Annotated in this window: 25 protein-coding genes and 2 CRISPR repeat arrays; of the genes, 6 read left to right on the top strand and 19 right to left on the bottom strand. The window is 70.5% G+C overall.

What is annotated here, in order from left to right:
- Window positions 1–101: 101 nt before the first annotated feature.
- From tgmC to ACZ6R9_RS19630, 11 genes are all read right to left on the bottom strand, one after another.
- The gene (tgmC, locus tag ACZ6R9_RS19680) at window positions 102–1,217 is read right to left on the bottom strand and encodes an ATP-grasp peptide maturase system methyltransferase (protein ID WP_465539212.1); all 1,116 of its coding nucleotides are present in this window, start codon (window positions 1,215–1,217) and stop codon (window positions 102–104) included.
- Window positions 1,214–2,167 carry an ATP-grasp ribosomal peptide maturase gene (gene tgmB, locus ACZ6R9_RS19675; RefSeq protein ID WP_465539210.1) on the bottom strand — a complete coding sequence of 318 codons (954 nt, stop codon included), beginning with the start codon at window positions 2,165–2,167 and terminating at the stop codon, window positions 1,214–1,216. Before tgmB ends, tgmC begins: the two co-directional genes overlap by 4 nt.
- A gap of 11 nt (window positions 2,168–2,178) precedes the next feature.
- Window positions 2,179–2,442 (bottom strand): putative ATP-grasp-modified RiPP, encoded by a 264-nt coding sequence (gene tgmA / locus ACZ6R9_RS19670; protein ID WP_465539208.1) that lies wholly within the window; start codon window positions 2,440–2,442, stop codon window positions 2,179–2,181.
- Between the two features lie 622 nt (window positions 2,443–3,064).
- The gene (locus ACZ6R9_RS19665) at window positions 3,065–3,394 is read right to left on the bottom strand and encodes a hypothetical protein (RefSeq protein WP_465539206.1); all 330 of its coding nucleotides are present in this window, start codon (window positions 3,392–3,394) and stop codon (window positions 3,065–3,067) included.
- Window positions 3,391–3,648, bottom strand: coding sequence for a hypothetical protein (locus ACZ6R9_RS19660; RefSeq protein ID WP_465539204.1), 258 nt, complete (start codon window positions 3,646–3,648; stop codon window positions 3,391–3,393). Before ACZ6R9_RS19660 ends, ACZ6R9_RS19665 begins: the two co-directional genes overlap by 4 nt.
- Window positions 3,645–3,998, bottom strand: coding sequence for a DUF7848 domain-containing protein (locus ACZ6R9_RS19655; protein WP_465539202.1), 354 nt, complete (start codon window positions 3,996–3,998; stop codon window positions 3,645–3,647). Before ACZ6R9_RS19655 ends, ACZ6R9_RS19660 begins: the two co-directional genes overlap by 4 nt.
- 64 nt (window positions 3,999–4,062) lie before the next feature.
- Window positions 4,063–5,283, bottom strand: coding sequence for a helix-turn-helix domain-containing protein (locus ACZ6R9_RS19650; RefSeq protein WP_465539200.1), 1,221 nt, complete (start codon window positions 5,281–5,283; stop codon window positions 4,063–4,065).
- A gap of 164 nt (window positions 5,284–5,447) precedes the next feature.
- Entirely contained in the window at window positions 5,448–6,083 is a 636-nt protein-coding gene (locus ACZ6R9_RS19645; protein ID WP_465539198.1) for a P27 family phage terminase small subunit, read from the bottom strand.
- A gap of 1 nt (window position 6,084) precedes the next feature.
- Window positions 6,085–6,321 carry a hypothetical protein gene (locus ACZ6R9_RS19640; RefSeq protein WP_465539196.1) on the bottom strand — a complete coding sequence of 79 codons (237 nt, stop codon included), beginning with the start codon at window positions 6,319–6,321 and terminating at the stop codon, window positions 6,085–6,087.
- Between the two features lie 326 nt (window positions 6,322–6,647).
- Window positions 6,648–6,836, bottom strand: coding sequence for a hypothetical protein (locus tag ACZ6R9_RS19635; protein ID WP_465539194.1), 189 nt, complete (start codon window positions 6,834–6,836; stop codon window positions 6,648–6,650).
- Window positions 6,809–8,401 (bottom strand): recombinase family protein, encoded by a 1,593-nt coding sequence (locus ACZ6R9_RS19630; protein WP_465539192.1) that lies wholly within the window; start codon window positions 8,399–8,401, stop codon window positions 6,809–6,811. The genes ACZ6R9_RS19635 and ACZ6R9_RS19630 overlap by 28 nt, the downstream gene beginning before the upstream one ends.
- Before the next feature lie 179 nt (window positions 8,402–8,580).
- On the opposite strand from ACZ6R9_RS19630, the gene ACZ6R9_RS19625 reads away from it, so the two are divergent.
- Both ACZ6R9_RS19625 and ACZ6R9_RS19620 read left to right on the top strand, forming a co-directional pair.
- A complete protein-coding gene (locus tag ACZ6R9_RS19625) occupies window positions 8,581–9,741 on the top strand; it encodes an inorganic phosphate transporter (RefSeq protein ID WP_465539190.1) in 1,161 nt (386 codons plus the stop codon).
- Window positions 9,738–9,998: a hypothetical protein gene (locus ACZ6R9_RS19620; RefSeq protein WP_465539188.1), complete on the top strand. Its 261-nt coding sequence runs from the start codon at window positions 9,738–9,740 to the stop codon at window positions 9,996–9,998. The genes ACZ6R9_RS19625 and ACZ6R9_RS19620 overlap by 4 nt, the downstream gene beginning before the upstream one ends.
- A 437-nt stretch (window positions 9,999–10,435) precedes the next feature.
- A CRISPR array of direct repeats spans window positions 10,436–11,624; the repeat unit is 29 nt; unit sequence GGGACCATCCCCGCGTGTGTGGGGAGCAG.
- A 643-nt stretch (window positions 11,625–12,267) separates the two neighbouring features.
- Here the strand turns inward: ACZ6R9_RS19620 and ACZ6R9_RS19615 are convergent.
- From ACZ6R9_RS19615 to ACZ6R9_RS19605, 3 genes are all read right to left on the bottom strand, one after another.
- Entirely contained in the window at window positions 12,268–12,834 is a 567-nt protein-coding gene (locus ACZ6R9_RS19615) for a DUF4262 domain-containing protein (protein ID WP_465539186.1), read from the bottom strand.
- Window positions 12,835–12,926: 92 nt separating this feature from the next.
- Window positions 12,927–13,052: a hypothetical protein gene (locus ACZ6R9_RS19610; RefSeq protein ID WP_465539184.1), complete on the bottom strand. Its 126-nt coding sequence runs from the start codon at window positions 13,050–13,052 to the stop codon at window positions 12,927–12,929.
- Window positions 13,024–13,671, bottom strand: coding sequence for a hypothetical protein (locus tag ACZ6R9_RS19605; RefSeq protein ID WP_465539182.1), 648 nt, complete (start codon window positions 13,669–13,671; stop codon window positions 13,024–13,026). Before ACZ6R9_RS19605 ends, ACZ6R9_RS19610 begins: the two co-directional genes overlap by 29 nt.
- A gap of 333 nt (window positions 13,672–14,004) precedes the next feature.
- Window positions 14,005–14,529: direct repeats of the CRISPR family, unit length 29 nt; unit sequence GGGACCATCCCCGCAGGCGCGGGGAGCAG.
- A gap of 559 nt (window positions 14,530–15,088) precedes the next feature.
- On the opposite strand from ACZ6R9_RS19605, the gene ACZ6R9_RS19600 reads away from it, so the two are divergent.
- Entirely contained in the window at window positions 15,089–15,922 is an 834-nt protein-coding gene (locus ACZ6R9_RS19600) for an NAD(P)H-binding protein (RefSeq protein WP_380482513.1), read from the top strand.
- A gap of 176 nt (window positions 15,923–16,098) precedes the next feature.
- Here the strand turns inward: ACZ6R9_RS19600 and ACZ6R9_RS19595 are convergent, their stop codons facing one another.
- From ACZ6R9_RS19595 to ACZ6R9_RS19585, 3 genes are all read right to left on the bottom strand, one after another.
- Window positions 16,099–16,362, bottom strand: a complete 264-nt coding sequence (locus ACZ6R9_RS19595) for a transposase (protein ID WP_465539383.1) — start codon at window positions 16,360–16,362, stop codon at window positions 16,099–16,101.
- On the bottom strand, window positions 16,341–16,703 hold the full coding sequence (locus ACZ6R9_RS19590; RefSeq protein ID WP_465539180.1) for a transposase: 363 nt from the start codon (window positions 16,701–16,703) through the stop codon (window positions 16,341–16,343). The genes ACZ6R9_RS19595 and ACZ6R9_RS19590 overlap by 22 nt, the downstream gene beginning before the upstream one ends.
- 70 nt (window positions 16,704–16,773) lie before the next feature.
- On the bottom strand, window positions 16,774–18,966 hold the full coding sequence (locus ACZ6R9_RS19585; protein ID WP_465539178.1) for an MMPL family transporter: 2,193 nt from the start codon (window positions 18,964–18,966) through the stop codon (window positions 16,774–16,776).
- 290 nt (window positions 18,967–19,256) lie between these two features.
- Between ACZ6R9_RS19585 and ACZ6R9_RS19580 the strand changes: the two genes are divergently transcribed.
- Window positions 19,257–20,549 (top strand): sensor histidine kinase, encoded by a 1,293-nt coding sequence (locus ACZ6R9_RS19580; protein WP_465539176.1) that lies wholly within the window; start codon window positions 19,257–19,259, stop codon window positions 20,547–20,549.
- Window positions 20,546–21,223, top strand: coding sequence for a response regulator transcription factor (locus tag ACZ6R9_RS19575; RefSeq protein WP_465539174.1), 678 nt, complete (start codon window positions 20,546–20,548; stop codon window positions 21,221–21,223). Before ACZ6R9_RS19580 ends, ACZ6R9_RS19575 begins: the two co-directional genes overlap by 4 nt.
- 56 nt (window positions 21,224–21,279) lie before the next feature.
- Here ACZ6R9_RS19575 and ACZ6R9_RS19570 read toward each other — a convergent pair whose 3' ends face one another.
- Window positions 21,280–22,476, bottom strand: a complete 1,197-nt coding sequence (locus ACZ6R9_RS19570; RefSeq protein WP_380482502.1) for a GDSL-type esterase/lipase family protein — start codon at window positions 22,474–22,476, stop codon at window positions 21,280–21,282.
- 190 nt (window positions 22,477–22,666) lie between these two features.
- On the opposite strand from ACZ6R9_RS19570, the gene ACZ6R9_RS19565 reads away from it, so the two are divergent.
- A complete protein-coding gene (locus ACZ6R9_RS19565) occupies window positions 22,667–23,905 on the top strand; it encodes a benzoate/H(+) symporter BenE family transporter (protein ID WP_465539171.1) in 1,239 nt (412 codons plus the stop codon).
- A 166-nt stretch (window positions 23,906–24,071) separates the two neighbouring features.
- Here ACZ6R9_RS19565 and ACZ6R9_RS19560 read toward each other — a convergent pair whose 3' ends face one another.
- Window positions 24,072–24,578, bottom strand: a complete 507-nt coding sequence (locus ACZ6R9_RS19560) for an RICIN domain-containing protein (protein WP_380482498.1) — start codon at window positions 24,576–24,578, stop codon at window positions 24,072–24,074.
- Window positions 24,579–24,833 lie beyond the last annotated feature (255 nt).

The raw sequence follows: 24,833 nt of genomic DNA, 5'->3' as shown, positions 1-24,833 counted from the left end.
TCGTCACGCCAGAGCATGCAAGAGGCCCCGCACGGTCAAAGAGACCGCACGGGGCATCGTCGTACATGGGGCCTACTGGCCAGGCGCCCGAGTTTCCTCGCTCAGTCCCATTCGATCCGCTGGCCCTCGGCGCTGACGACCATCCGCAGCCGCTCGCCGGTGGGCTCACCCGCGACGCGCCACCGGGTGATCAGCTCGGCCACTGAGTCCCAGAGCCGGACCGGTCCGCCCTGCCGGACCAGCCACCGGCCCCCGTCCTCGAACACCACGGCCCATGACCCGCCGTCCACGTCCACCAACACGTGCTCGGTGCGTCCGTTCCGGGGCATGGCGAAGTACTGCGCAGTGGGTGCGGCGAACTGCGCCACGAACCGGGCCGCCCATTGGTCGAGCACGTCAGCGCCGATGCCCGCTGGACGGGCCTCGCCCTGGTCGAGCGCGGGCAGCATGCCGAGCGGCGGGGGCATGTGCGGGCGGGCGAGCATGAATGACACACCGCCGCCGAGCACCGGACCCGCTGCCGTGCCGTCCTCGGCCACCCTGAGCCGCACCAGCTCGGAAGCGTTCATCCAACCGCCCACGGTCACCAGGATTTCGCCGCCCGGCCGGGTCTGCGCGATCCACTCGGTTGGAACGGTCCGGACCCCGCACGTGGCGATGATGCGGTCATACGGCGCCCCCTTGGCGTACCCGGCGAGCCCGTCACCGGTCACCAGCTCGGGCCAGTAGCCGAGTCCGCCGAGCGCCACGGACGCCCGAGCCGACACGTCCGCGTCCACCTCGATCGATGTCACCTGGTCGTCGCCAAGGACGTGTGTCAGCAGGGCAGTTGAGTAGCCGGTGCCGGTGCCCACCTCCAGCACGGACATGCCGGGCTGCACCCGCAGGTCTTCGAGCATCCGGACCACCAGGCCGGGCAGCGTCGAAGACGACGTGGGCACCTGCGCCAACCGGCCCTCGACCTGCCGGGGCACCACACAGCCGGCGAGCTGCGTCACCAACGTGTCGTCCTCGTACACGCGGCCGATCTGCTGGGGCGACTTCTCCAGCGACACGGGCCGATACCACCCGTCGCCGTCGTACTCGAACCAGCCGTCGCGCAGGAACGCCTCACGCGGGACAGCCAGCACGGCCGCTTCCCATTCAGCGGACCGGATCGCGCCCGCCTCCTTGAGCTGCGCGGCCAGCACCGCCCGCAGTCCCTCGGACTCGTTCACTCGGTTACTCCGTTCTCCAGAAGATCCGCGATAGCGGACGTGATCGGCAGGCCCGCCGCGTGCTCCAGCCACGCCCATTGACCGTTCGGGTTGCACTCCAGGAACCACCATTCACCCTCGGGGGTCACGGCGAAGTCGAACGCCCCAAAGCGCAGGCCGAACTCACCGAGGAACCGCAGCAGGGCGGTCCGGACCGGTCCGGGGCAGTCCACGGGTTCGTAACTCAGGTTCCGGTACTCGCTGCGCCAGTCGAGCACCCCGGGAGGGGCGGTGATCAGCGCGCAGAACACCTGCTCCCCGACCACCACGGCGCGCACGTCGCCGGACTTCGACACCTGCGCCTGAAAGAGATGGGCGCAGTTACTCACGGCGTCGGTGATCTCACCTGGCTCGGCCGGTGCCGCCCAGATACCGGCGGGTTCGCCGTCCACGCGGTAAGCCCCGGCGTGCAAGGGCTTGTAGATCGTGGGTTGCGCGGCGGCGAACAGCTTCGCTTCGGCCGGATCGTTGGTGATCAGCGTCGCCGGGACCAGCAACCCGAACAGGGAGGCGAGGGAGAGTTGCGCGGGCTTGTACTCGGCGCGAGCAATGGCCTGCGGGTGGCTCAGGTAGAGACAGCCCGGAAGTGCGCCGAGCACGCCATTGAGCCCCCGGCGGTTCTCCTGGGCGGCGAACCGGTCGGCCTGGTGGTCGCTCTGCGGCACGTACGGGTTCGGCCGCCGGTGGTAGAGCGCGCGGACGCGGGAGAGATCGGCAGTCCGCTTGCCCACCGTGAGACTTCCCGACCAGCCGTCAGCCGTGATCGAAGCGGCCAGCGTCGCGCGGGTCGGGAAGTCTCGTCCGGGGTCGAACCGGAGGACGGGCACCCGGCGCCGGTTCAACTCCGCTATGACCAGATCGGCGGTCGGGTCCTCGGCTTCGGTGGAGACCAGCACCGGGCGTCCGTCCATGGTGTTACCTCCTAGTCCTGCGTCGCGTCGTGGCCGGAGTCGCCGTCAACCTTGCCGTCCTTGCCGACCTGGGTGGGCGGGTAGGTGCCCACCGACGTACCGTGCTTGCCCAGCTCGGCGGGGCTCATGGTCCCGTCCTCGCCGAACCACAGGCCGGTCTGCGTCGTGGGGTCCAGCCCCGCGTACTGCCACTGCGACGGCTCGCCGTTGCGCAGCGGCGCCATACGCCCCATGCCCCACGGGGCAACGGGAGCGAATTCGGTAGCGGTGCTCAACTTTCCTCCTACGTCTAGGTGTTGCTCGGAGGTGCGAAAGACCCACCTTGCCCGCTCCGGCCTGTTGCCGGGTAGGAACAGGCAATGTGGGGTTATGCCCCGCCCCGGGCGGAATGGACCTCAACCAAAGCCCGGGACGGGAACCTAGGGTCCGCTCCGGGCACGGGATTGGGTGTGCCCGGAGCGGGAGTTGGGCCCGTCCTGGCGGCTGATTCCCTTTCCGTCCGCCAGGACGGGAGTTCATGGGGCGCGGCTATCCGCGCCCGAGGGGGCGTGCCTTACGGAGCGGGGCCGACTCGCCGGGCGCCGTCCACCCGAGGGGGAACAGCACGGGTTCACCGGGGAACAGCGCGGCCCACTCGGCGGTCATGACACCGCCCCACCGGCCGCACGTCAGGCACCGCCAGACCGGCCCGCCCGGACCGCTCTGTAAGGCGCCGGGTTCCGTGGTCGTCTCGACCTCGTGTTCGGGGTCCTCGGGGCACTCGTGCATCTCCGCTCCATACCGTGAATCGTCTGTGCCCCGCCCTGATCGTCCGGGCCGTCCATTTCCCGTCACCAGGGCGGGGGTTGTGCAGCCCGGCGCAGCGCAGGCACCGCCGGGAGTCGAACGGGCGAGTCGCTACCGAACCCTGGTGCCCCACCTCGGCCGGGGCCGGGCGTGCCGAGCACCGTGGGTTCGCTCGGCCACCGAGTTGTCCCGCTTGGCTATTGCGGCAACTGCCGTGCTGTGCAGGGTCGATATGCAGTCGGCGCAGGCGAGCAGCCCGGCCGTGACTCCGCCGGCTGCGGTCACCGGGCCGAGCCAGAGCACTCGGACCGAGGTGCGCCCGCAGTAGAGCCAGCAGTCTCCGCGCGCCCATGGGTTCCCGTCGTCGGCCTCGGGCGGCTCCGGCAGCAGCCCCGCGCCGATCTCGGCCAGCGTGGGCAGTACCTCGGCAGCGAGGGTCACGGCGGGTCTCCGGCACGGACGTGGCGAACTGTGACCCGCAGCCGGGACCGCCGCGCGGCCCATCTCCGGCGCCACCAGGTTTCCCAATCCCCGCCGTAGACGACGCCGAGCATGGCAACCGCCAGGGCGAAGAACCACCAGACCCAACGGCGCGCGGACTGCGGGTCGAGCTTGGCGAGGGCGACCACCAGAGCGGCGGGTCCGAGAGCAACCGCCACGGCCAAGGCACAGGCAATAAGGGTCTTGCGGCTCACGCCGGTTCCTCCTCGGGCACCAGCACCATCGGCACCGAGGCAGCGTCCAAGCTGTACGACCGGTGGTCCTGGTTGAGCCACGTGTGCGTGCGCGCCCACTCCGCCACGGCCCCCACGTCCGCACTCGGCCGGGAAGTCTCGCCGCACACGGTGCCGTCTTCGTCCTCGGACACGCAGGACAGGACGTAGCGCGCCGGAACGATCCGAGGGTCATCCGGGCGCAACTTCCAGTCCCCGAACCGAGTAACGATCCGGTTCGTCTCCTGGCAGTCCGTGTGCGTCAGCACCGACGGGAGTTCCCTGGTCGGCATGCTGCTCATTCGGCCTCCAAAACGCTGAATGCCCGTCACGTCCCATGGACGGTACGGGCACTCAGCACGGCCGAGAGGCACAGTTTGTGCCCCTAACTATCAGTCAGGCAGCAAGCCCGGTTGCGGTTGCTAGATCACGGGCGGCAGTTCGAACAGACGGCGGACCGTCCAGCAGGCCCCTAACCAAGTCATGAGTTTCATGGTTCCACCGGGCGGTGTCGGGCGCTGCCTCCACTGCGTCGGTGAGCAGCGACGCCACCCAATCCGGTTCGCCTCGCAGAGCGTACGCCCGTGCGACCTCGATCAAGTGCCGCGCCCGCCTCGGCCGTGCGGGAAGTTCCGCCGGTGCCAGCCGGTCAGCCCACCGCAAGGCGGTACCGACCTGTCGCAGCTCGACAGCGACCGTTACAGCGTGCACCGGGACTACCCGTGCAGATGCAGAGGTCGGCGAGTGCCAGAAATCAACCGGCAGGGTCCTGGCGACCTCCTCGGCACGATCGAACCAGCCCCAAGCCTCGCCCGACTCTCCCGCGCGAGCGTGCGTAATGGCCGCGTGGAACGCCATGTCTGCCCATGCCGCAGCAAGCGACGGAGAATCGCTCCTAACCGGTCCCAGCAGCTGCAGAGCCTCCTCGGTGAGCGTCTGGGCACTGTCCCACTGCCCGGACTTCCGGAACGCCTCCACCAGGAACCAACACGCCTGCGCAACGGCGACGGCATCACCGGACGCTCGGGCGGTCGCCAAGGAACGCTCAGCCACGCGCCAGACCAGGTTTCCATCCCCCTGGTAGGCCGCGAACATCTGAACGAGATTCAGAGCTGAGGCATACAGCACCTCAGCGCGCCGACGATCCGGGCAGTCAGGGTGCGATGCGGCGACCGAGGCAGCCGATACCAGCGCCGGGAGCAGGTCCCCAAGAGCCGTACGGTGGTCGCCCCGGGAGTCCCGAGCTTGCCAAGCCGCAGCCACCTGAGCCGCAACGTGTTCGACGCTCGGAACCGGGCCATCAGCCAGGCCCAGAGGCGCCGAGTCAACGGCCCTCCGGACCACCGATAGCGCCGGATGTTCCGCCCCGGAGAACAGCGCTCGGGGCATCGACACGTCCCCCGTCAGGGCCGACAGGTCTTCGATGCCCAAGTGTTCTGCGATCTTCACCAGCATGGGCAGACGCGGCGGCAAGAGCCGGCCGTTCTCAACAGCCTTCAACCATCCCTCTGAACGGCCTACCAACCCGGCCAGCACGGCACGGGACTTGCCCGCGCGCTCCCTGAAAAGCTTGATGCGCTGGCCAACAGACAGCGCCGGATCAACAGCCATAGCCATGGGGTAAGAGTAGGACCAGCGCTGCTGGGCCAACACCGGTTCGAACCGAGCACGTGGGAAGGGGCGAGTGAAGGCAGGGTGGAGAGCAGGAACGCAACAAGGCCCCCGCCCCAACCACCTGATGAGGAAGGAAGGGACGGGGGCGTTCATGTGGGCGGGACCGATCAGTCCCAGATATCGGAGTCGTCTGCTGACTCCGGCGGGGCAATGGCCACTCGCGCACTCGGCGAGAGTCCCAATTCCCTGATATCTCGTGAGAGTTGGGAGCGGTACTGTGCTGCGATGGTGGCGGCGCCGTTCTTCACCGTGCCACGCTCGGCGGTGACCATGAGTCCGCGTTCGGACAGGTCCCGCTCAGCCTGGTCAATGCGGGCCACGCAGACGCACAGATCCTTGACGGTCGAGTGGTCCACCTCGCCGAGCCCGGCAGCCACTTCGAGAATCGGCACAATACGCTGCCACTCGGCCGAAGCCATTTCCCGACAGCGGATATTGGCCTCTTGGATCTCGGCGGCCGGCGAGTCCTTGAAAACGTCGCACCAATCAGGCTCGGAGAGAACAGCGCGCGGAACGATCACCCCCTCTCTGATCTCCGTCTTCGCAGCCTCATCAGCCTGACTCTGCCACGTCTCAGCGAACCGCCGACTGTACTCAATCTCACGATCTGCACGGCGGGCCTTCTCGGCGTCCTCGGCGACACGCAGCTCGGCCTCGGCATTTGCCAGCGGGCCGGATACCTTGTCGATCTGCGCCCGCAGCTTGGCGACGCGCTCGGCGGCCTTCTCGATTTCGGTGCTCATATCAGTTGCCGCCCTTCTCCGTGTCGCGCCCGTACTGGGCCGCAGTGCTCTTGGCATTCTCGTAGTAGCCGAGCATCAGGCGGGCAGTGGTGCCCGTATGGTCGAACATCTCGGGGTTCGACTTTCGGAGGGCGGCCAGTTGCTCCATGCGTTCATCTCGCTGCCATTCGGCGGCGCGGGACGCATCCTTGTCCCGAGGCCCGTCCAGATACGAGACCTGGTGCAGGGTGTCTCCCATGGTGCTGTCTCCATTTCGCTGTTCACGGCAGGGCTTTCCCGGTATGGGTGGGGAGCGGACCTTGCCGGACCTTCTCCCGGACGTGGCGAGGGGGTATGGGCCCGTACCCGGTGGCGGGGTGGCGCGAGTGGTCCTGTTTCTGTTTTTTCTTAGTTTTTCTATGTGTTCAAAAAATAGGGAAGAACCACCACCCACCACCCCTCTTGCCGCTGTCGGCCAGGCCGGAGCCAGCGAGCCCGAGGGCGTAGGCGCCTGTCTGCGGGTAGCAGAGAGCCCCGGCCGGTCCGAGGAGGACCAGCCGGGGCTGTACGGGCCGTGTGCGGGCGCTACGCGGCTGTTGGCAGCATCTCGGGCGTGGGCTCGGCAGCCACGCCGATTGCCCATGCGGACAGTTCCTCTGCGGCTTGGTCGAGTTCGCCGTTCATGGTGAAGTCCACCCGCCGGGTGTCGAGCTTGCGCCACCCGCCACGGGTGCCCCGGCGGACGTTCAGCCGGACTCCGGCGTCAACCAGCATGCCGCGCCGCTCTGCGGTGTCGGCAGCCTGCCAGTCGTCCGCAAGGTGCGCCCGGTGGCCGTGGTGATGCGCTGCGGCTCGGTCTTCTCGCGGGACTCCAACTCGGCTATGCGGCTGTCCAGCGCGTCATGCCGTTTCTGCCACTCGTTCGCGGCGTGCTTGGACTTCTGCTGTCCTTGAATTTTCAGGTGCGCGGTGAACTCGGCCACGGTCGCGTTCAACTCGGGCTCGGGGTCGTACCCGGGGACGACCACGGTCGTTCGGGTCTGGATTCCGCCGACCAGGCGCAGGAACTCGGCTATCACGTACTCGTCCGCCCAGTCTCCCCGGATGTTCGCGGGCGCTTCGCACTTGTCGCCCCGGGCGTGGTAATTGCACTTGTACGTGGGCTGCTTGCCGTCCTGCTTGTTGAGGTACATGCGCCCGCCGCACGAATCGCAGTGGATGACGCGCAGCAACAGCGCGTCCGTGTCGGACCGGTCGCCGTTGTTGATGCTGCGTTCGTCCAGAACGGCGCCGATCTGGTCGAACTCCTCACGGGTGAGAATCGGCGTCTCGCTGCACATGATCGGGTTGCCCTTGTCGTCCCGCACAGGCACGCCGTTGTGCATCTTCCAGCCCAACAACACCTCGTTGCGGAGCATCCGGGCTATGACGGCCGGGGTCCATTTGAACGTCTCCCGCACGACGTGCGAGCCCTTCGTTCCGCCGGTCTTGCCGCCCCGCTCGCGGCCCATCTTGTCGGCCCAGTAGTCGCGCGGGCTGAGCACACCATCGGCGTTGAGATCCGCAGCGATGGCGGACACCGTGGCTCCCTCCAGCAGCTCACGGACGATGCGCTCAATGACCGCCACGGCGTCCGGATCGGGCACCAGGGTCCAGCCCTTGCCGCCGAACTCCTCGGGCATGGGTGCGGGCATGTAGCCGTACGGCGGGCGGCCACCGCCACGCCAGCGAAGCGGCATCTTGCGCATGGCGGCCTGTGCGCCGCTGACGCGGTCGCTGATGGACTGCGACTCGAACTGTGCGGCGAAAGCCAGCATGAACAGTTGGAGTTCCGCCATGGGGTCCATGGGGTTGCGGAAGTCGAACACCTGCCGGCCCCCGCCCAGACCCTCGGCGAAGATGAGCACCTTTCGGTGCTCGCGCGCCCAGTTGGCGAGGGCGTACATGTGCCCCATGGACCGGATGGCACGGTCAAAACGCCAGAACACCAGCGCGTCGTACGCGCTCGGGTCGCTGAGCCAGCGCAGAAGCTGCGGGCGCTCCCACGGGGACGTCTTGGACGCGCTGACGTCAAGGTCCACCGCTTCGCGGAGCGCGTCCCCGTCGCCGAAGGTGACCCGCAACTCTCCGGCTACGTGGTCGCACGCTTCCCGCTGGCGCTCGGGGCTGGTGGTCTCGTCCGTGAGGACGGACAGCCGGATGCACCGGACACCCCGAAGGGTCTCGGTGAACACCGTGCCGGACAGTGGGTTGCGCGCATCTTCCATGTCCCACTTGGGGAGCGCGCCTTGCCCCTGACCAGCTTCCGAGCCCCTGACCAGCACAGATGCCGCTGCCATCTCTCACACTCCAGAACATCCAGTTCTGTGTGTTGGGAGATCCCGAGGGCAACGAGTTCTGTGTACTGCGCAGTGCCGCCGAGCGGGGTGCGGCTGCCCGGTCGGGGGACTGATCCGATCGGTGCGGGGCGCCGTTTTGGGGCCGGGATCGGCGCGGGGTGCGGGGTAGATTCGGGTCCGTGACCGGCAACGACGCGGTCCTGGCGTCGATGGTGGTCACGGCGCTGGGGTTCGATTTCACCAACGGGTTTCACGACACCGGCAATGCGATGGCGACATCGATCGTCACCGGGGCTCTCCCTCCGCGGGTCGCGGTTGCGGTGTCGGCGGTGCTGAACCTGGTCGGGGCGTTCCTGTCGACCGCGGTGGCGGCGACCATCGCCAACGGGCTGGTGGCCACGGGGGTGGTGACCTTGACCGTGGTCTGTGCCGGACTGACCGGCAGCATCCTGTGGAACCTGGCCACCTGGTTCCTCGGGATCCCCTCCAGTTCCTCGCACGCGCTGATCGGCGGGGTGATCGGGGCGACGGTGGCGGCGGCCGGGGCCTCGGCCGTCAAGTGGCAGGGACTGGTCTCCAAGGTGATCGTGCCCGCAGCTCTGTCGCCGTTCATCGCCGGTGCGGTGGCCGCCGCCGGTACCGTCCTGGTCTACCGCCTCACCCGCGGGGTCCCCGAGGACGCGCGTGGGCGTGGGTTCCGGTACGGCCAGATCGGTTCGGCGTCGATGGTCTCGCTCGCCCACGGCACCAACGACGCGCAGAAGACCATGGGCGTCATCACCCTGGCCCTGATCGCCAACGGCACCCTGCCCGCCGGGTCGAAGGCGCCGGACTGGGTGATCCTCTCCTGCGCGGTGGCGATCGCCCTGGGGACGTACATCGGCGGCTGGCGGGTGATCCGCACCCTGGGCAAGGGCCTGGTGGAGATCGAGTCGCCGCAGGGGATGGCCGCCGAGTCGGCCTCGGCGGCCGTGATCCTCTGCTCCACCGACTTCGGCTACTCGCTCTCCACCACCCATGTCGCCACCGGATCGATCCTGGGCTCGGGAATCGGCCGCAGCGGCGCCATGGTCCGCTGGCGGCTCGCCCGTCGGATGGTGACGGCCTGGCTGCTGACGCTGCCGGCCGCCGCGCTGGTCGGGGCGCTGGCCTACTGGGTGGCGGACGGGATCGGCGGGACGGCCGGGGTGGTGGTGATCTTCGTGCTGCTGGTCCTGGCGTCGGCGGCCTTCTTCGTGGCGTCCCGCCGGGCGGCCGTCACGCCGGACAACGTCAACGCCGTATGGACGGGCTCGGTGGTGCCCGAGCGGGTCAAGTCCAATGACCAGGTGAGCCCGTGAACTCCTGGATCAACCTAAACGCGCTCTGGCGGATCGTCATGGTCGGCCTGCTCACCGGCGCGGGCCTCCCCGCCCTGTTCGCGATCGCTCTGCGCCTGCTCAACCCGGCAACGGGCACCGACCGGCCTGCGGCCGACCGGCCTGCCGCCGACCGGCCTGCCGCTGGGCCGGTCGCTCGCGCCGTGGCCGGGCTGATGTTCGCTGTGGTGCTCGCCGCGATCGGCTGGGGCATCTCCGTCATCGTCAACCACAGATGACCTGCCCGGCGCCCTCAGTTGGGCGTTCCGGGCTGCGGGGCGACCGCGTTGGCGGGGGAGAGCCGACTGCCGGTGCCCACCCGGACCGGGACGGATCCTGCCGCCCACGGAGTTCCCGCCGAGGGGTCCTCCCAGAGGGTGTTCGATAGGGGATTCCCCCAGCTGTTCGGCTTCGGTCGTGACGGCACGGACCCGGTTCCGTGATCTTGTGGCGGCCGGGTCCGTGTCCGCGATATTGATCAACTGTGACGGAGCGACGTCGGTGCCCCTCGGACCTGAAGGACGATCAGTGGCAGCTCGTCGAACCGATGCTGGCGCGATGGCGAGCGGCCCTCGGGGCGGACGTGCGCTCAGCCCGGTCGGACGGGGTGTCGTCCGGCTGACCCTCGCGTGCGCGGGGAGCAGTGGGTGACGTTCGCGGCGTAGAGGCCGGCGTGAGGACCATCCCCGTGTGTGCGGGGAGCAGAACATCCCCGGCAACGAGCTGTACAACTACCAGGGACCATCCCCGCGTGTGCGGGGAGCAGTCGCCCCACGCGGAGCTGCCGTCGGCTGAGGTGGGACCATTCCCGCGTGTGCGGGGAGCAGTGGCAGCACACACCGCTGCCCGACATCACGTGGGGACCATCCCCGCGTCTGCGGGGAGCAGATCGTCAGGTCGTCGATGGTGGCTTTGCGGACGGGACCATCCCCGCGTGTGCGGGGAGCAGCAACTCATCGGCAAGGCGCAACGGGAGCTGACGGGACCATCCCCGCGTGTGCGGGGAGCAGACCCTGCCGTGCCCGGCAACGACCGGCGCACTGGGACCATCCCCGCGTGTGCGGGGAGCAGCCTGTGACGCCGTCAATCACCGCTCCGGCCCGGGGACCATCCCCGCGTGTGCGGGGAGCAGATCGTGATCACCCTGAACAGCTGTTGGTCCTGGGGACCATCCCCGCGTGTGCGGGGAGCAGCGCCGAGTCCACCCCGGTGTACTGGCCGCGGAGGAACCATCCCCGCGTGTGTGGGGAGCAGCGGCGGCGGCCTGGTGCTCGCGTACGTGATGCGGGACCATCCCCGCGTGTGTGGGGAGCAGGTGACCACCTCCGGGCAGGGGCGGTTCGAGTCGGGACCATCCCCGCGTGTGTGGGGAGCAGGGCGGGCGGCGAAGCAGGTGCCGAACCGTGATGGGGACCATCCCCGCGTGTGTGGGGAGCAGCCCAACACCGAGATCACCGGCGACGTCACGCAGGGACCATCCCCGCGTGTGTGGGGAGCAGCTCACGGGCACGATCGATGCTGCGACGGGCGTGGGACCATCCCCGCGTGTGTGGGGAGCAGAGGCTGCGGCGCAGCGGAGAGTCGAGGGGTGAGGGACCATCCCCGCGTGTGTGGGGAGCAGGGATCGGCTCAGTGCAGTTGCAGCGCTCGGTCGGGACCATCCCCGCGTGTGTGGGGAGCAGGACTCCCTCTTCGGCGCGATCGCGCCGTCGCTGGGACCATCCCCGCGTGTGTGGGGAGCAGGAAGACGCGCAGGACCGGTACCGGCAGTTCAAGGGACCATCCCCGCGTGTGTGGGGAGCAGGACGGCGGCCACCGTCGGTGCGGGGGCGGGGAGGGACCATCCCCGCGTGTGTGGGGAGCAGACTTGTTGACCTGCGGCGTTACATGCCACCGACCCTGGAATTACCCACTTTCAGAGATTCGGGCATAAGTGACCTTTCCCTTTTTCCCGGATGCTTCCGGCGCGGGCCGGCTTGTGGCCGACGCCGCTCGAGCGCGGTGGCGCCGCCCTTCAGTTGCGCGGTGAAGGTGTCAACGAGCAGTAGTACCTAGGTGGATACTCCCACGGCAGCACGACGCTGGTGTACATGGGGAGCAGCCGGCCGTGGTGCCCGACAGTCTGCCGACGGCGAGACGATCCCCGCGAGTGGGGGGCAGGCCTGGCGGTCGTACGCAGCAGCGTCGAGGACGGATCTCCGCAGGGCGCGGGGAGTAGACCGGGTGTGAACCGCGGGAGGTTCCCGCTCGGGGACCATCCCCGCGCGGGCGGGGAGCAGTCGCACAACCTCTTCGTTCTGGACGTCTCGCGAGGACCATCCCCGAGGGCGGGGGGAGCAGGAGGTGTTCGTGCGGTCTGCGGCCCTGCCCCAGGGGCCATCCCTGCGGGTGCGGGGGAACAGTTTCTCGGTCAGGGCACCGTCCAGCAGGGCGAGGGAGTGCAAGTCCGACTATCCGGGTGCGGACTGGGCTCGACTGGGGCTGTGACCGAGGTCGACCCCGCTCCGGTTACTCGTGAGGTCGGTACTGGGCGGGTTCGGCGTTCGCCCAGGGACCGGTGGATTCCTCGCGGGGTATCCACAGGAGCGGCTGGGTGGTGCGGCAGGTCTTGTCCACGCCTTCGTCCCAGGGGAAGCGTCCTTGCTTGTCCGGCCAGAACATCTGCGTGATGGGCAGCGGCGGTCGCTGGTAGAAGTCGACACCGGCGCCGAAGAAGCTGAGGTACCAGCTGGGGTGGACCGGCCGGATCGCCACCGAGAGGCCGCCGCCCAGGACGTCGTCGCGGCGCTGGTCCGGTTCGAGCGGATGCCCGGCTCGGATCTCGCGGGCGAGGGCGTTGACGATCCGCATGCCGGTCTGCGAGGGGATGCCGAAGATGCTGACCTCGGGGCTGCGCAGGGTGTGCCAGAGTCCGATCGAGTAGGACCAGTCGCCGGGCAGTTCGCCGCCGGCGACTCCGTTGACGTTCCAGTCGTACTCGCGAATGTTCGCCGCGATGCGGTTGTCGCGTGCGTCCCACGCGGATTTGTCGCTGGTGGTGTCGCAGAGCAGACAGCCGCAGGCGGGGAGATCCATGCCGGTGAGCCTACGGCGGCGGATTGCGGCAATGCCACCGGGGGCTGCCCACTCGGGCACTGCGGGATGGGCTTGGCGGCGCCGAGTGGATGTCAGTGCAGGTCGGCGGTGAACGGGTGCGTGTGGTCGGCCGGGCAGGTGAAGATCCGCAGTTCGCCCCAGCGGCCGACGACGATGCCCGTCACGTCGTCACTGGCGATCGTGAAGAGCAGCGTCATTCGGTTCCCGCAGGTCTCGCACTCGTATGGGTGAGGGTGGTTGAGGTGCCAGGTCGGCCAGCCGCCGAGCTTCCAGCCGGCGACGCGGGTAATCACGTCCTTTGCCTTGGGGGTGGGTGTCCTTCACCAGTTGCTGGAGGGCGGGCCGCAGTTCGGGCGGCAACTCCTCGCGATACGGGAAGTCGGTGAGGTGCTCCACCGAGAAGATGCACGGCTCGGGCAGGTACTCGTCCTCGTAGTGCATCGACGCCTCCGGCGGGCCCGCCACCGGAGGGCCGGAGAGCTCGGCGGTGCGCCGCCAGCGCAGTTCGACCACCGGGCTCCCGTCGGCCTGGTCGGCCGGCGGGTCCCAGTGCTCGACAGGGCACCAGAGCACCTGCAGCAGGTCCGCGCCGTTCGGCCACCACGGGCCGGGTGCGTCACGAGTGTGGATCTGCGCCAGTGGCACCATCGCCGGGTACCCGTCCGGCCCGTCGTCCTCCCGCACTGGGCACCTGGGCCACGGTTCGTCGGCGGGCCACAGCAGCGGGCCGCCGATCGAGCTGTCGCCGACCTCGGGTGCCCCACGCTCGGGGCGCAGCAGAGCGGCCTCGCGGCCGTAGGGTGCGAGTTCCGGCATGCGTGCCAGGATCTCCTCCGTGGAGGGACGCTGATGATCCACCATTGAGCCTTCCGAGTCGCGGGCCACGAGCGGGCGCGCACACGCTATCGCCGGGCACCGACGGGCGGTCATCCGGCGGCGGCAGCACGGCCGGTGGGGGCACTTCTGGAGGGATGTGCCCTCAATGTGAGCTGGTTGTCTGACGACCCCCCTTCCGACCGTCCTCCGAGTAGCCCCGAAAGGAAGATCAGGAAGGGGTGAAGCCACAGGTCAGGGCCATACCAGGCAGGGCAGCTGGCGCCCGGCGTCGTGCAGGCGGGCGGCGAAGTCCTGCCACTCGTGGAGCAGGCGGGGACCATCCCCGCAGGCTCGGGGAGCAGGCGGCCCGGCGTCCCTTCTGCGCGACGGCGGCGGGACCATCCCCGCAGGCGCGGGGAGCAGGCTTGGGACACCGCCTCCAACATCGGCAGCAGGGACCATCCCCGCAGGCGCGGGGAGCAGTTGGGTAAACCCGTCAGCACCAGCCAGGCTGCGGGACCATCCCCGCAGGCGCGGGGAGCAGGAGCTGAACGAACGCGCCGCCAGCGATCCGGCGGGACCATCTCCGCAGGCGCGGGGAGCAGCAGGGTGGTGCGGCCGAGGGCGGCGGCGAGTCGGGACCATCCCCGCAGGCGCGGGGAGCAGTGAGCGCGCGGGTGCAACACGCGTCGCACCTCGGGACCATCCCCGCAGGCGCGGGGAGCAGGTTCGGGCCCGGCCGGTTCAGTCGTCCTTGCCGGTGTGCGGGGGACCATCCCCGCAGGCGCGGGGAGCAGAGCGGGCGGGTTGCGCCTGGTCGTCGACAACAGGGACCATCCCCGCAGGCGCGGGGAGCAGACTCGTTGACCTGCGGTGTCATACGCCGCTGACGCGGAAATGACCCACTTCCAGAGGTTCAGACATAAACGACGTCCGGCTCGTTCTGGAGCGGCTGTCGGCGCGGGCCGCCTGCGGTCTCGGGCTGGCCCGGTCGGCGGCGTTCGAGTGCAACGGCGCCGCACTCCGGGATCAGTGGTGCTGTGAAGGTGTCAAGGAGCAGTGGCGCGTGGGTGGATGCTCCCACGGCAGTACGACGCCCGCGTGCACGGGGAGCATCCGGCCGTGTTGCCCGACGGTCTGCTGACGTCAAGACGATCCCCGCGCGTGCGGTGAGCAGTGGTGAGCGTCCGAACGTGTCGCCCGTCGCCAGGGATCATCCCCGCGCGTGCGGGGAGCGGCGCTTGATCCGGGCAACCGCTTCGGCAGTCCGGGGAGCATTGTCGGCGTACCCGCGAAGGTGCTCAGGCAGGTACGGATGACGTGCCCGGCGAACTGCCGAGGGCCGTCTTGACTTGAAGCGCGCTTGAATCTCTAGGGTCCCTTCCAGTTGATCGTCCGACGAAGGGGGAAGACGCTCGTGATCCTCGTGACAGGGGCCACCGGGAACATCGGAAGTGTTCTGCTGAAGGAACTGCAGGCGTGCGGTGCCGGCCCGATCAGGGGACTCACCCGTGATGCTGCACGGGCCGCGTTCCCTGAAGGGGTCGAGGTCGTCGAGGGCGACTTCGCCGAGACAGCGTCACTGAAACCCGCTCTGGAGGGTGTGCGATCGCTGTTCCTCGTGTCACGCCTGGGTCCGGACGCCGACATCCTCGAGGCCGCCCGGCAGGCGGGCGTGGAGCATGTCGTGCTCGTCTCGTCCATCACCGTCCAGACCCATCCGCACCTCGGCCCTGCCGCAGAGAATCTCGCTGTCGAGCGGCTGCTCCAGGACAGCGGCATGGCCTGGACGATCCTCCGGCCGACACAGTTCGCCTCGAATGCCCTGATGTGGGCGGCGTCGATCCGAGAGCAGGAGACGGTCCGCATGCCGTACGCGGACATCGGGCTGCCCACGATCCACCCCGCGGACATCGCGTCCGTCGCGCGCGTCGCTCTGACCGAGCCCGGTCACCGGGGCCGGACATACGCACTGACCGGTCCAGAACAGGTGACAGCCCGTCAGCAGGTCGAGTCCGTCGCGGCGGCACTCGGACAGGAGGTGCCGTTCGCCGAGATCAGCCGGGAGGAGGCCCACGCTCAGATGACCGCGGTCTTCGGCGCCGAGACTGCGGACGCGGTGCTCGACGTGATGGGCGGAGATGTCAACGAGGCACTGCAGCGGGTGCGCGACACGGTTGCACGGGTCACCGGCTCAGCGGCCAGGCCCTTCCAACAGTGGGCATCGGAGAACGTTGCAGCCTTCCGCTGAGCTTCCTCGCCTTGAGCGGGGTCACTGTTACGCGACTGGGCACGTTCCGGTGTACGCCGACAAGCATCCCCGCGCACGCGGGGAGGACCCTGGGTGGCGAACCCGGCGCCGACGGCGAAGGCCTCCTCGACCTGGAGGTCGAGGAGGTCTTCGCCGGTCATGGACCGGAAGTCGGGTCAGCTGGCCTTGGGTTCCACGCGCTCGGCGGTCTTGACCCAGGCCTTGGTCACGGTCGGCCACCGGTTGGCGAGGGCGTCGAGGACCTGACGGCCTCCGGCGGAGTCCTGGACGCCGGCGGCGGTGACGATCAGGACCAGCAGCGGGCCGGGGGTGTTGGTGGCGATGTGTCGCTTGCGGCTCTTGGTCTTCTTGTCGCCGTCGAGTCCCTGCGAGTCGGCGGGGGTGTTGGGTGAGGCCTTCACGGACTGGGCGTCGGTGATTGCCGCGGTCGGCAGGGTGCGGCGGTCCTTCTTCGCCCGCGGCTGGTCGCGGAGGGTGTCGTGGATCTGCTGGGTGGTGCCGTCGCGCTTCCACTCCTTGAAGTAGCCGTGGTGTGGGGCGGGAAGTCGTGCGGCAGGTACCGCCAGGCGATTCCGGTCCGGGCGGCGCGGAGGATCGCGTTGGCCACCTCGTGCAGTTCGGTGGTCGGCTCACGGCCTTCGGCGCGGGCCGCGTGCCATCGCAGCAGCATCGGTTCGATGGGCTGCCACTGATCGTCCTTCAGGTCCGAGGGGTACCGGCGTCGTTCCGTTCCGGCGCGGGTGATGAATGTCGCGGACACGGACCCGGCCGCCACGATGTCATGGAACCGGGTCCGGTCAGTTGGGGGGATTCCCCTGTCGAGCACCCTCTTACAGGGGTTGACGGGCCGGCGAGGGGAGGTGGGTCGGCTCGGAGGGGTGTTCGCGCGGGGTGGGGCGCAGGGGCCACCAGAGGGTGCGGCCGAGGAGGGCGGCGAGGGCGGGGACGAGGGCGAGGGAGAGGACGGCTGCGGAGAGCAGGATGCCGAGGGTGAGGGCGAAGGCGATCTGTTCGGTGCCGGGTGTCGCGGCGAGGGTGGCGAAGGAGCCGGCCAGGACGAGGCCGGCGGTGGCGATGGTGGGGGTGGTGTGGCGGACGGCACGGGCGACGGCGGCACGGGCGGAGCCGGGGCGGCGCATCTCCTCGCGGATCCGGTCGGTGATCAGGATGTTGTAGTCGGTGCCGAGCGCCACCACGAACAGGAAGAGCACCAGCGGCAGGGTGAAGTTGACGCCGGGTTCGGACAGCAGGTGCTGGAAGAGCAGGGTGGCCGCGCCCAGTGTGGCGGTGAAGCCCGCGCCGACGGCGAGCATCAGCACCAGCGGGGCCAGCAGGCTGCGCAGGAGCAGCAGCAGGATGCCGGCGATGAGCGCCGCCGCGACCGGGAAGACCAGCGTCAGGTCGTGATCGACGGCGGTGGAGATGTCCGCGAAGATCGCCGCCGTGCCGCCGACGTGGGCGTTCGTTCCGGCGGGGGTGTGCGCGGCGACGGTGGCGCGGACGGGGCCGGAGACCAGGTCGCGGGCGGCCTTGCTCTGCGGGTCGGCGGTGGGGTAGAGGTCGATGCGGGCGGCTCGGCCGTCCGGGGCGAGGACCGTCCGGCCGACCTGGCCGATGCCGTCCACCTTGGCCAACGCCTGGGCCAGGCCGTCCAGTTGGCGTGCCTCGACGGCGCCGCCGTCGGTCGCGGTGAGGTACACCGTGGTCGGGTCGGAGACTCCTGCGGGCAGCGCGCGGGAGATCTCGGCCGCGGTGGCCGCCGCCGGGGTGCCCGAGGAGCCGCCCTGGCCGTAGTCCATCCGGATTCCGACCGCCCCGGCGGTCAGCGCGCCGAGCAGTGCGACGGAGGCCAGCAGCAGGGCCGCCGGTCGCCGGGCGACCAGCTCGCCGAACCGTCCGGCGAAGCCCTCCCGGGCCGGGCGGCGCAGCGCGCGGGACGGCCAGAACATCGCCCGGCCGCACGCCGCGAGCAGGGCGGGCATCAGCGTGAGGCTGCCCAGCAGCATGACCAGCACGGCGACCGCGACGGCCGGGCCGAGTGAACGGAACTGGCCGAAGCTCGCCACGCCCAGGGTGGCGAAGGCCGCGACGATGGTCAGCGCGGCCGAGGTGATCGCGGTGCCGACCCGGCCCGCGACCTCGGCCGCCGCCTCCCGGGCGGGCTGTTCGGGCCGGGCCCGCAGCTGCTCGCGGAACCGGAACAGCAGGAACAGCAGGTAGTCGATGCCGATGCCGAGCAGCACCACCGAGATCAGGCTCGACGTCGACGGGGCCAGCTTCAGCCCGGTGAGCGCCGCCGCCCCGGCCACCGCCCCGCCTGCCGCGCCGCCGATCATCGCGACCGCCAGCAGCGGCAGGACGGCCGCCAGCACGCTGCGGAACACCAGCACGTTGAGCAGCACGATCAGCCCGGCCAGCAGCGCGCTGCCGATGGTCGCTGCCGTCCGGTGCTCGTCGGCGGAGTCCGCCGCGTCGGCCAGGCCGCCGGTGAAGCCGGTGCGCATCCCGGCGCCGGCGAACCGCTCGCGGGCGTCGTCGCGGAAGGTGCGGTAGACGCCCTGCACGCCCTCGTTCGAGGAGTCGCCGGTCAGTTCGACGGCGAGCAGCTCGAAGCTGCGGTCGGGGGCGAGCATCGCCGGGGCGACCTTCGGGGTCTGCGAGTGGTCGGGCAGCAGGAAGGCCGGCTCGTCCTTCTTGCGTGGCATGACGACGCGGTGTTTGCCGAGCCGGTCCGCCTCGGCCTCGATCCGCCGCTGGTCGTCGTCGGTGAGCGCCCGGCCGTCGGTGCGGGCGACCAGGACGGTGACGACGGTGGCGTCCGGGTCCAGGCCGAAGTGGTCCTCGGCGATCCGCAGCGCGGCCGCCGAGTCGTAGCTGCGGGGCAGGAAGTCGCCGGACTGCGACTGGGTGACCCGCTCGAACAGCAGCGGGCCGAGCATCGTCAGGCCGATCCCCAGCACCGCCCAGGCGGCGATGACCTTCCAGGCGTTTCTGGTGGCGAATCCGGTCAGTGCGCGGATCACGGAACCCTCCCGCTGATGGACGCGCGCGCCGCCGATGGGCGTGAACGTCGGTGCTTGCGCCGGGAGTTCCCGGCCTGATCACAGCTCATCAGTCGGTTCGGGCCGGGGCGTCCTGGCGACGGACGATCCGCGGTGGGGCCCCCGCTCCCGCCGTCCGTCCGGGTCTGGGACCGTGCTCCCAGGGCGAGCTGCCTCCGGGGCCCATGTCGGGCCCGTCCGGCCGGTGCGAGAATGGGGCCATCACTGCAGATCAGCGACCCGGGGACGGCCGGGAACCAGGGAGTTGGGACATGAGGGGGACGGCGGGTCCCAGGACGGCCGGACCGGGCGCGGGCGCGGCCTCGCGTCGCCGGCCGGATGGCCTGCCGTGGAGCCAGGCCGACGCCCTGGTGGCCGTCGGCGCCGGCCTGCTGGACGTGCTCGGCTACCTGCTGTTCGCCGCGGCCGAAGGGGGTCCGGGCGTGCCCGGCTTCCTGCTCGCCCTGATCTCCGGGCTGCCGCTGCTGGCGCGGCGCACCCACCCGGTGCCGATGTTCGCCGCCGTGCTGCTGCTCCAGGCGGGCACCAACCTGGCCGAGCCGATCGGCATCCACTTCGGCGCCGTCCTGACGGTGGCGCTGTACACGCTCGCCCGCCACAGCCGGCTCCGGGTGACCGCCGCAGCCATCGCCGTCACCTCGGTGCTGACGGTGCTGACCCAGAGCCACTTCCGGATGCCCGACTGGCAGGCCGTGGTCGCCGCACCGTCCTCCGGCCTGCTGGTGGCGGGCGCGGGACTGGCGGTCGCCCGCTGGCAGCGCGAGGTGGCCGCCAACCGCCAACTGCTGGCCGACCGCGCCGTGGCCGAGGAACGGCGGCGCATCGCCCGGGAGTTGCACGACATCGTGGCCCACCACATCACCACCATGCAGTTGATGGCCGGCGGCGCCCGCGCCAACCTCGCCGACCCCGAGGTGGTCCGGGACGCCCTGATCACGCTGGAGTCCTCCGGCCGGCTCGCGCTGCGCGAGATGCGCCAACTGCTGGACGTCCTGCGGGCCGGCGACGAACCGGACGCCGTCCCGCCCGCCCCGCAGCCCGGCGCCGACGACCTCGACCGGCTCGTGGAGGACTCCCGCCGGGCCGGCCTGCCCACCGGGCTGACCGTCCACGGCACCCCGCGCCCGCTGCCGCCGACCCTCGGCCTGACGGTCTTCCGGATCGTCCAGGAGGGCCTGACCAACGCCCGCAAGTATGCCGGTCCGGCGGCCCGCGCGACCGTCCGCCTGACCTACCGCCCGGACGCCGTGGTGGTCCTGGTGCGCGACGACGGCGTGGGTGAGGGCGGCGGTCACGGCGGGGGTGGCGAGAGCGGCGGCCACGGCCTGATCGGCATGCGCGAACGCGTCGTCCTGCACGGCGGCAGCCTGAGCTGCGGCCCGCACCCCGACGGCGGCTTCGCCGTGCTGGCCGAACTGCCCCTGACCGCCGAGGAGACGGCCGGGGCCGGACCCGGGTACGGAGACGGGACGGTCGGGGTCGAGCCCCCGACCGCCGAGGAGACGGCCGGGGCCGAGCCCCGGTACGGAGAGGTGTCCGCATGAACGACGCCCCCGCGATCCGCGTCCTGGTCGCCGACGACCAGCCCCTGGTCCGCCGCGGACTCTCGCTGATCCTCTCCCCGGACCCGTCCTTCGAGGTGGTCGGCGAGGCCGAGAACGGCGAACAGGCCGTCGCTCTCGCCCAGCGCCTGCGCCCCGACGTGGTGGTGATGGACCTGCGGATGCCCGTCCTCGACGGCGTCGCCGCCACCGAACAGCTCGCCGGTCTGGTTCCCGACTGCCGGGTGCTCGCGCTCTCCACCTTCGACCTGGACGAGTACGTGGTCGCCGCGCTGCGGGCCGGCGCCCACGGCTTCCTGCCCAAGGACGTCTCCCCGGAGGACCTCGCGGCCGCGATCCGCACCGTGCACGCCGGTGACGCCGTGGTCGCACCCCGCCTGCTCACCCGCCTGATCGCCACCCACGTCCGGGCCCCCCGCCCCGCCCCGCCGGCCGCCGCCCCGGTCCCCGACGACCTCACCCCGCGCGAACGCGAGGTCTGGCGGCTGATGGCCACCGGCCTGGACAACACCGCGATCGCCGACGCGATGGAGATCAGCCCGTCCACGGTGAAGAACCACATCACCGGCCTGTTCGCCAAACTCGACGTCCGCGACCGCGCCCAGGCCGTCATCGCCGCCTACGAATCCGGACTGATCACCCCGCACCGGGCCTGACCCCCTGCGGGTTGCGTCCGGTCAGGAACCGAGAAGCCCTCGGCGGGCGGCGCCGCTCACCGGCTACGGAAGGGCCGGTCGAGTCCGAAGGCGTGCCGGGCGAAGTGCTCGCCGATCCGGCGGTGGCCGGCCTGGTCCGGGTGGAGGCCGTCCGGGAGGGGGAGTTCGGCGTACTCGCGCTCGCCGTAGAGCTGACGGCCGTCGAGGTAGTGCAGGTGCGGGTCGTCCAGCGCCCGTAGCCCGACGATGCGGGCCAGTTCGTCGCGGATCACGGTGAGCGTCAAGCGGCCGGCGGCGCGTTCGGCCGGGTCGCCGGTGGCCCGGAAGCGGAGCGTTCCGCCGGTGAAGTCCGGCATGAGCGGGCCGGGCGTGTCCTCGTGCAGGGGGCACAGGATCGGGGAGACCAGCAGCAGCGGGGTGCGCGGGTGCCCTTCGCGCACGGTGTCCAGGAAGCCGTGCACCGCCGGGCCGAACGCGCGCAGTCGCATCGCGTCGCTGTTCACCACGTTGATGCCGATCTTCAGGCTGATCAGGTCCGCCCGGGCGTCCCGGATCGCGCGGGCGGTGAACGGGTCGAGCAGCGCGCCGCCGCCGAAACCCAGATTGACCAGCTCCACGCCGCCGCGCGCCGCCGCGATCGCCGGCCAAGTCCCGCTCGGGTGCGCCGCGTTGGAGCCGTGGCTGATCGAACTGCCGTGGTGCAGCCAGACCGGCCGCCCGCGCTCCGGCAGCGGCTCGACCGGCGCGTCGGTGCGCAAGGTGACCAGCTCGGTGACCTCGGCGTGCGGCAGCCAGATCTCCACGTCCTTCGCCCGCCCCGGCAGCCCCTCGAACCGGGCCGTGCCGACCGGCCCTTCGGTCAGCTCGGCGGCCTGCGTCACCAAGTCCGTGACGGTGCGCAGGTTGCCGCCCGCCACCGTGGCCTGCGCCGTAAGCCGCCCGTCGATCAGCAGGTCGTACACCCCGTCGGCGGGCGGCGGGAAGCCCCGGTAGGCCCGCTTCGTCGGCAAGGTGTCCAGCTCGATCCGGGTGGCCGCCGTCCGGAACACCACCCGCACCCCCGACGGCTGCGCCTCCGCGACGGCCAACTGCTGGTCCGGCACCTGCCGCCGCGCGCGGTCGGGCAGCCGGTGCGGCAGCAGGCCGTGCGGCGTCACCTCGAAGTCGAGGTGGCCGCGCAGGAGTTGGGGGGTGATGGGGGTGGTGATCCAGTCCGGCGCGTCGGTGCTCGTCGCTTCCGCCTTGGTGGCCATGGCCTCTCCTTCGATCGCCTATGCGCATCATGCATCTTCCTAAGTGGCTTAGGCAAATGGCGTGGTCGTGATGGTGTGGTGCGAAGCCTTTGTGGCGCCAGTCGTGGGTGGTACCCCGGTGGTGGGCGAGGGCTCGGGGTGGGGCTGACCCGTCGGCGACTCCCGGCCGATTCCCCGGGATACTGCCCGAATGACAGACGATCTGACGGTCCGATCAGAAGCCGGGGCGGTTGAGGAGCAACGGCGGAGCCTGCGGCGGGATGTGTCCGGGCCGGCCCTGCTCGCCGGGCTGGTGTGTGTCGCGGTGTCGTTCTCCGGGCCGCTGGTCGTGGTGCTCGCGGCGGCCGCGGCCGGGCGGTTGGACGCTGCGCACACCGCGTCGTGGATCTGGGCGGTGGCGATCGGCAGTGGCGTCACCGGGTTCGCGCTCAGTTGGTGGACCCGGACGCCGGTGGTGACCGCCTGGTCGACCCCCGGGGCGGCGCTGCTGGTCACGAGTCTGGGGCACTACCCGTACCGGGAGGCTGTCGGTGCGTTCCTGGTGAGTGCCGTCGCCGTCACCCTGTTCGGCATCACCGGCTGGTTCGGCCGGCTGATCGCCGCCGTGCCCGAAGGCGTCGTGCACGCGATGCTGGCCGGGATCCTGTTCTCCTTCGGCACCGGGATCTTCGGGGCGGTGCACGGGGCACCCGTCCTGGTGGTCGGGAGCTTCGTCGCGTTCCTGTTCGCCAAGCGTCTCGCGCCGCGCTACGCCGTGGTGATCGCCCTGGTGGCCGGTGGAGTGCTGGCCGCGCTGACGGTCGGGCTTCGGCTGCACCCCGGATCCGGCGGGCCGACCGTGCCGGTGTTCACCGCCCCCGCGTTCTCCTGGCCCGCGCTGGTCGGCCTCGCGCTGCCGCTCACCATCGTCTCGCTCGCCTCGCAGAACGCCCCCGGGCTCGGCGTGATGCGCGCCTTCGGCTACCGCCCCGACGACCGCCTGCTGATCGGCGTGACCGGCGGGGCCTCCGTCCTGCTCGCCCCGTTCGGCTCGCCCGGCGTCAACCTGGCCGCCATCACCGCCGCGATCTGCTCCGGCCCCGAGGCCCACCCTGACCCGCGCCGCCGCTATGTGGCCGGCATGTCGTCCGGTGCGCTGTACGTTCTCGTCGGCAGTTTCGGCGGTGTCCTGGTCGGCCTGTTCACCGGCCTGCCGAAGGAGTTGGTCGCCGTGGTCGCCGGTGTCGCCCTGCTCGCCTCGCTGCAGAACAGCCTCGCCGCCGCGCTCACCCCCGAACCCGGCCGCGACGCCGCCGTGGTGACGCTGCTGGCCGCCGCCTCCGGCACCACGCTGTTCGGCATCGGCTCCGCGTTCTGGGGCCTGATCTTCGGCCTCGCCACCCACGCGGTCACGTCCGGAGGGCTTCCTCGGCTGCGCGGCCGGCGCTGATGGCCGGGAGGGCCGGATTTGTGCGCGTGCGTGGGTGAGTCCCTTGCGTCCGGCAGGTCGGGGTGCGAGGGGCCCTGGGGCGGCGGCCGGGGTCCGGACAGGAACGAAGCGTTACTGCCGCAGGACCGCGACGAGCCCCACTGCGAGCGGCAGTGGGGCTGTCGGGTCAGGCGCGAAGCCGCCAGAGCTGGTCCAGGTAGGGAGGGTTGTTGCAGTCGTACTGGGCGGCCTGCTGCCCGCTGTTGAGGGTCCGCACAACCAGGCACTTGCCGGAATGACCGTTGATGAACTCGATCCCGGCCCAGCCGTTCGAGCGCACCCGCCACCGCTGGTTCTCACCCCCGGTGCACTGCCACTGACGCGCGGGAGCGCCATTGTCCGTGCGCCAGTCGGCGATCTCCAGGCACCTGCCCGAGTTGTTGTTGACCAGGGTTTCGAGTGAGGTGTACCACCACCTCTGGTCCATGTAGTTGGAACAGGGGTACTGGAAGGCGGGATTGCCGTTGTCCCTGTCCTGCACGACCAGGCACTGACCGCTGTTCACATTCTGGAGCAGGTAGCGAGCGGCCGGGTCCCACATGAAGATGTCGTCGGCCTGGCTGGGGGTGGCAACTCCTAACAGCAGGGCGGCCACCGAGCCCAGAACCGCGAGCATGCGTGCCAGCTTCTTCATGACTGAATCCTCCCGATGAGACGGAGGGGATCTTTCCCCCGATACGGTTCTATCCGTCGCGAGATCTGATTCGCCAGGGGATCCTGTTGGCTGTTTCATGACAGTTTCTTTGCCATCCGCAACTGAGGGCGGCGCGCAAGCCCGGCGCCGGTCCGAGCCTCACGGCAACCGTGAGTCGGCCGGGACGACCAGGGAACTTCTTCCGTTCTCCGGGCTCCGGAGCTCGCCAACCTGGCTTGACTGCACAGGATATGA

The sequence above is a fragment of the Kitasatospora sp. NPDC048662 genome (genome assembly GCF_055587065.1).
Note: the sequence above shows the minus strand (reverse complement) of the source record. Positions and strands in the feature narration are given on the sequence as shown.

What these genes read in the sequence shown, in the direction of transcription:
- tgmB (WP_465539210.1), bottom strand. Translation starts at nt 2,167, where the DNA reads ATGGACGGACGCCCGGTGCTGGTCTCCACCGAAGCCGAGGACCCGACC.
- ACZ6R9_RS19650 (WP_465539200.1), bottom strand. Translation starts at nt 5,283, where the DNA reads ATGGCTATGGCTGTTGATCCGGCGCTGTCTGTTGGCCAGCGCATCAAG.
- ACZ6R9_RS19645 (WP_465539198.1), bottom strand. Translation starts at nt 6,083, where the DNA reads ATGAGCACCGAAATCGAGAAGGCCGCCGAGCGCGTCGCCAAGCTGCGG.
- ACZ6R9_RS19640 (WP_465539196.1), bottom strand. Translation starts at nt 6,321, where the DNA reads ATGGGAGACACCCTGCACCAGGTCTCGTATCTGGACGGGCCTCGGGAC.
- ACZ6R9_RS19635 (WP_465539194.1), bottom strand. Translation starts at nt 6,836, where the DNA reads ATGCTGGTTGACGCCGGAGTCCGGCTGAACGTCCGCCGGGGCACCCGT.
- ACZ6R9_RS19630 (WP_465539192.1), bottom strand. Translation starts at nt 8,401, where the DNA reads ATGGCAGCGGCATCTGTGCTGGTCAGGGGCTCGGAAGCTGGTCAGGGG.
- ACZ6R9_RS19615 (WP_465539186.1), bottom strand. Translation starts at nt 12,834, where the DNA reads ATGGATCTCCCCGCCTGCGGCTGTCTGCTCTGCGACACCACCAGCGAC.
- ACZ6R9_RS19610 (WP_465539184.1), bottom strand. Translation starts at nt 13,052, where the DNA reads ATGACGCTGCTCTTCACGATCGCCAGTGACGACGTGACGGGCATCGTC.
- ACZ6R9_RS19605 (WP_465539182.1), bottom strand. Translation starts at nt 13,671, where the DNA reads ATGCCGGAACTCGCACCCTACGGCCGCGAGGCCGCTCTGCTGCGCCCC.
- ACZ6R9_RS19580 (WP_465539176.1), top strand. Translation starts at nt 19,257, where the DNA reads ATGAGGGGGACGGCGGGTCCCAGGACGGCCGGACCGGGCGCGGGCGCG.
- ACZ6R9_RS19575 (WP_465539174.1), top strand. Translation starts at nt 20,546, where the DNA reads ATGAACGACGCCCCCGCGATCCGCGTCCTGGTCGCCGACGACCAGCCC.
- ACZ6R9_RS19570 (WP_380482502.1), bottom strand. Translation starts at nt 22,476, where the DNA reads ATGGCCACCAAGGCGGAAGCGACGAGCACCGACGCGCCGGACTGGATC.
- ACZ6R9_RS19565 (WP_465539171.1), top strand. Translation starts at nt 22,667, where the DNA reads ATGACAGACGATCTGACGGTCCGATCAGAAGCCGGGGCGGTTGAGGAG.
- ACZ6R9_RS19560 (WP_380482498.1), bottom strand. Translation starts at nt 24,578, where the DNA reads ATGAAGAAGCTGGCACGCATGCTCGCGGTTCTGGGCTCGGTGGCCGCC.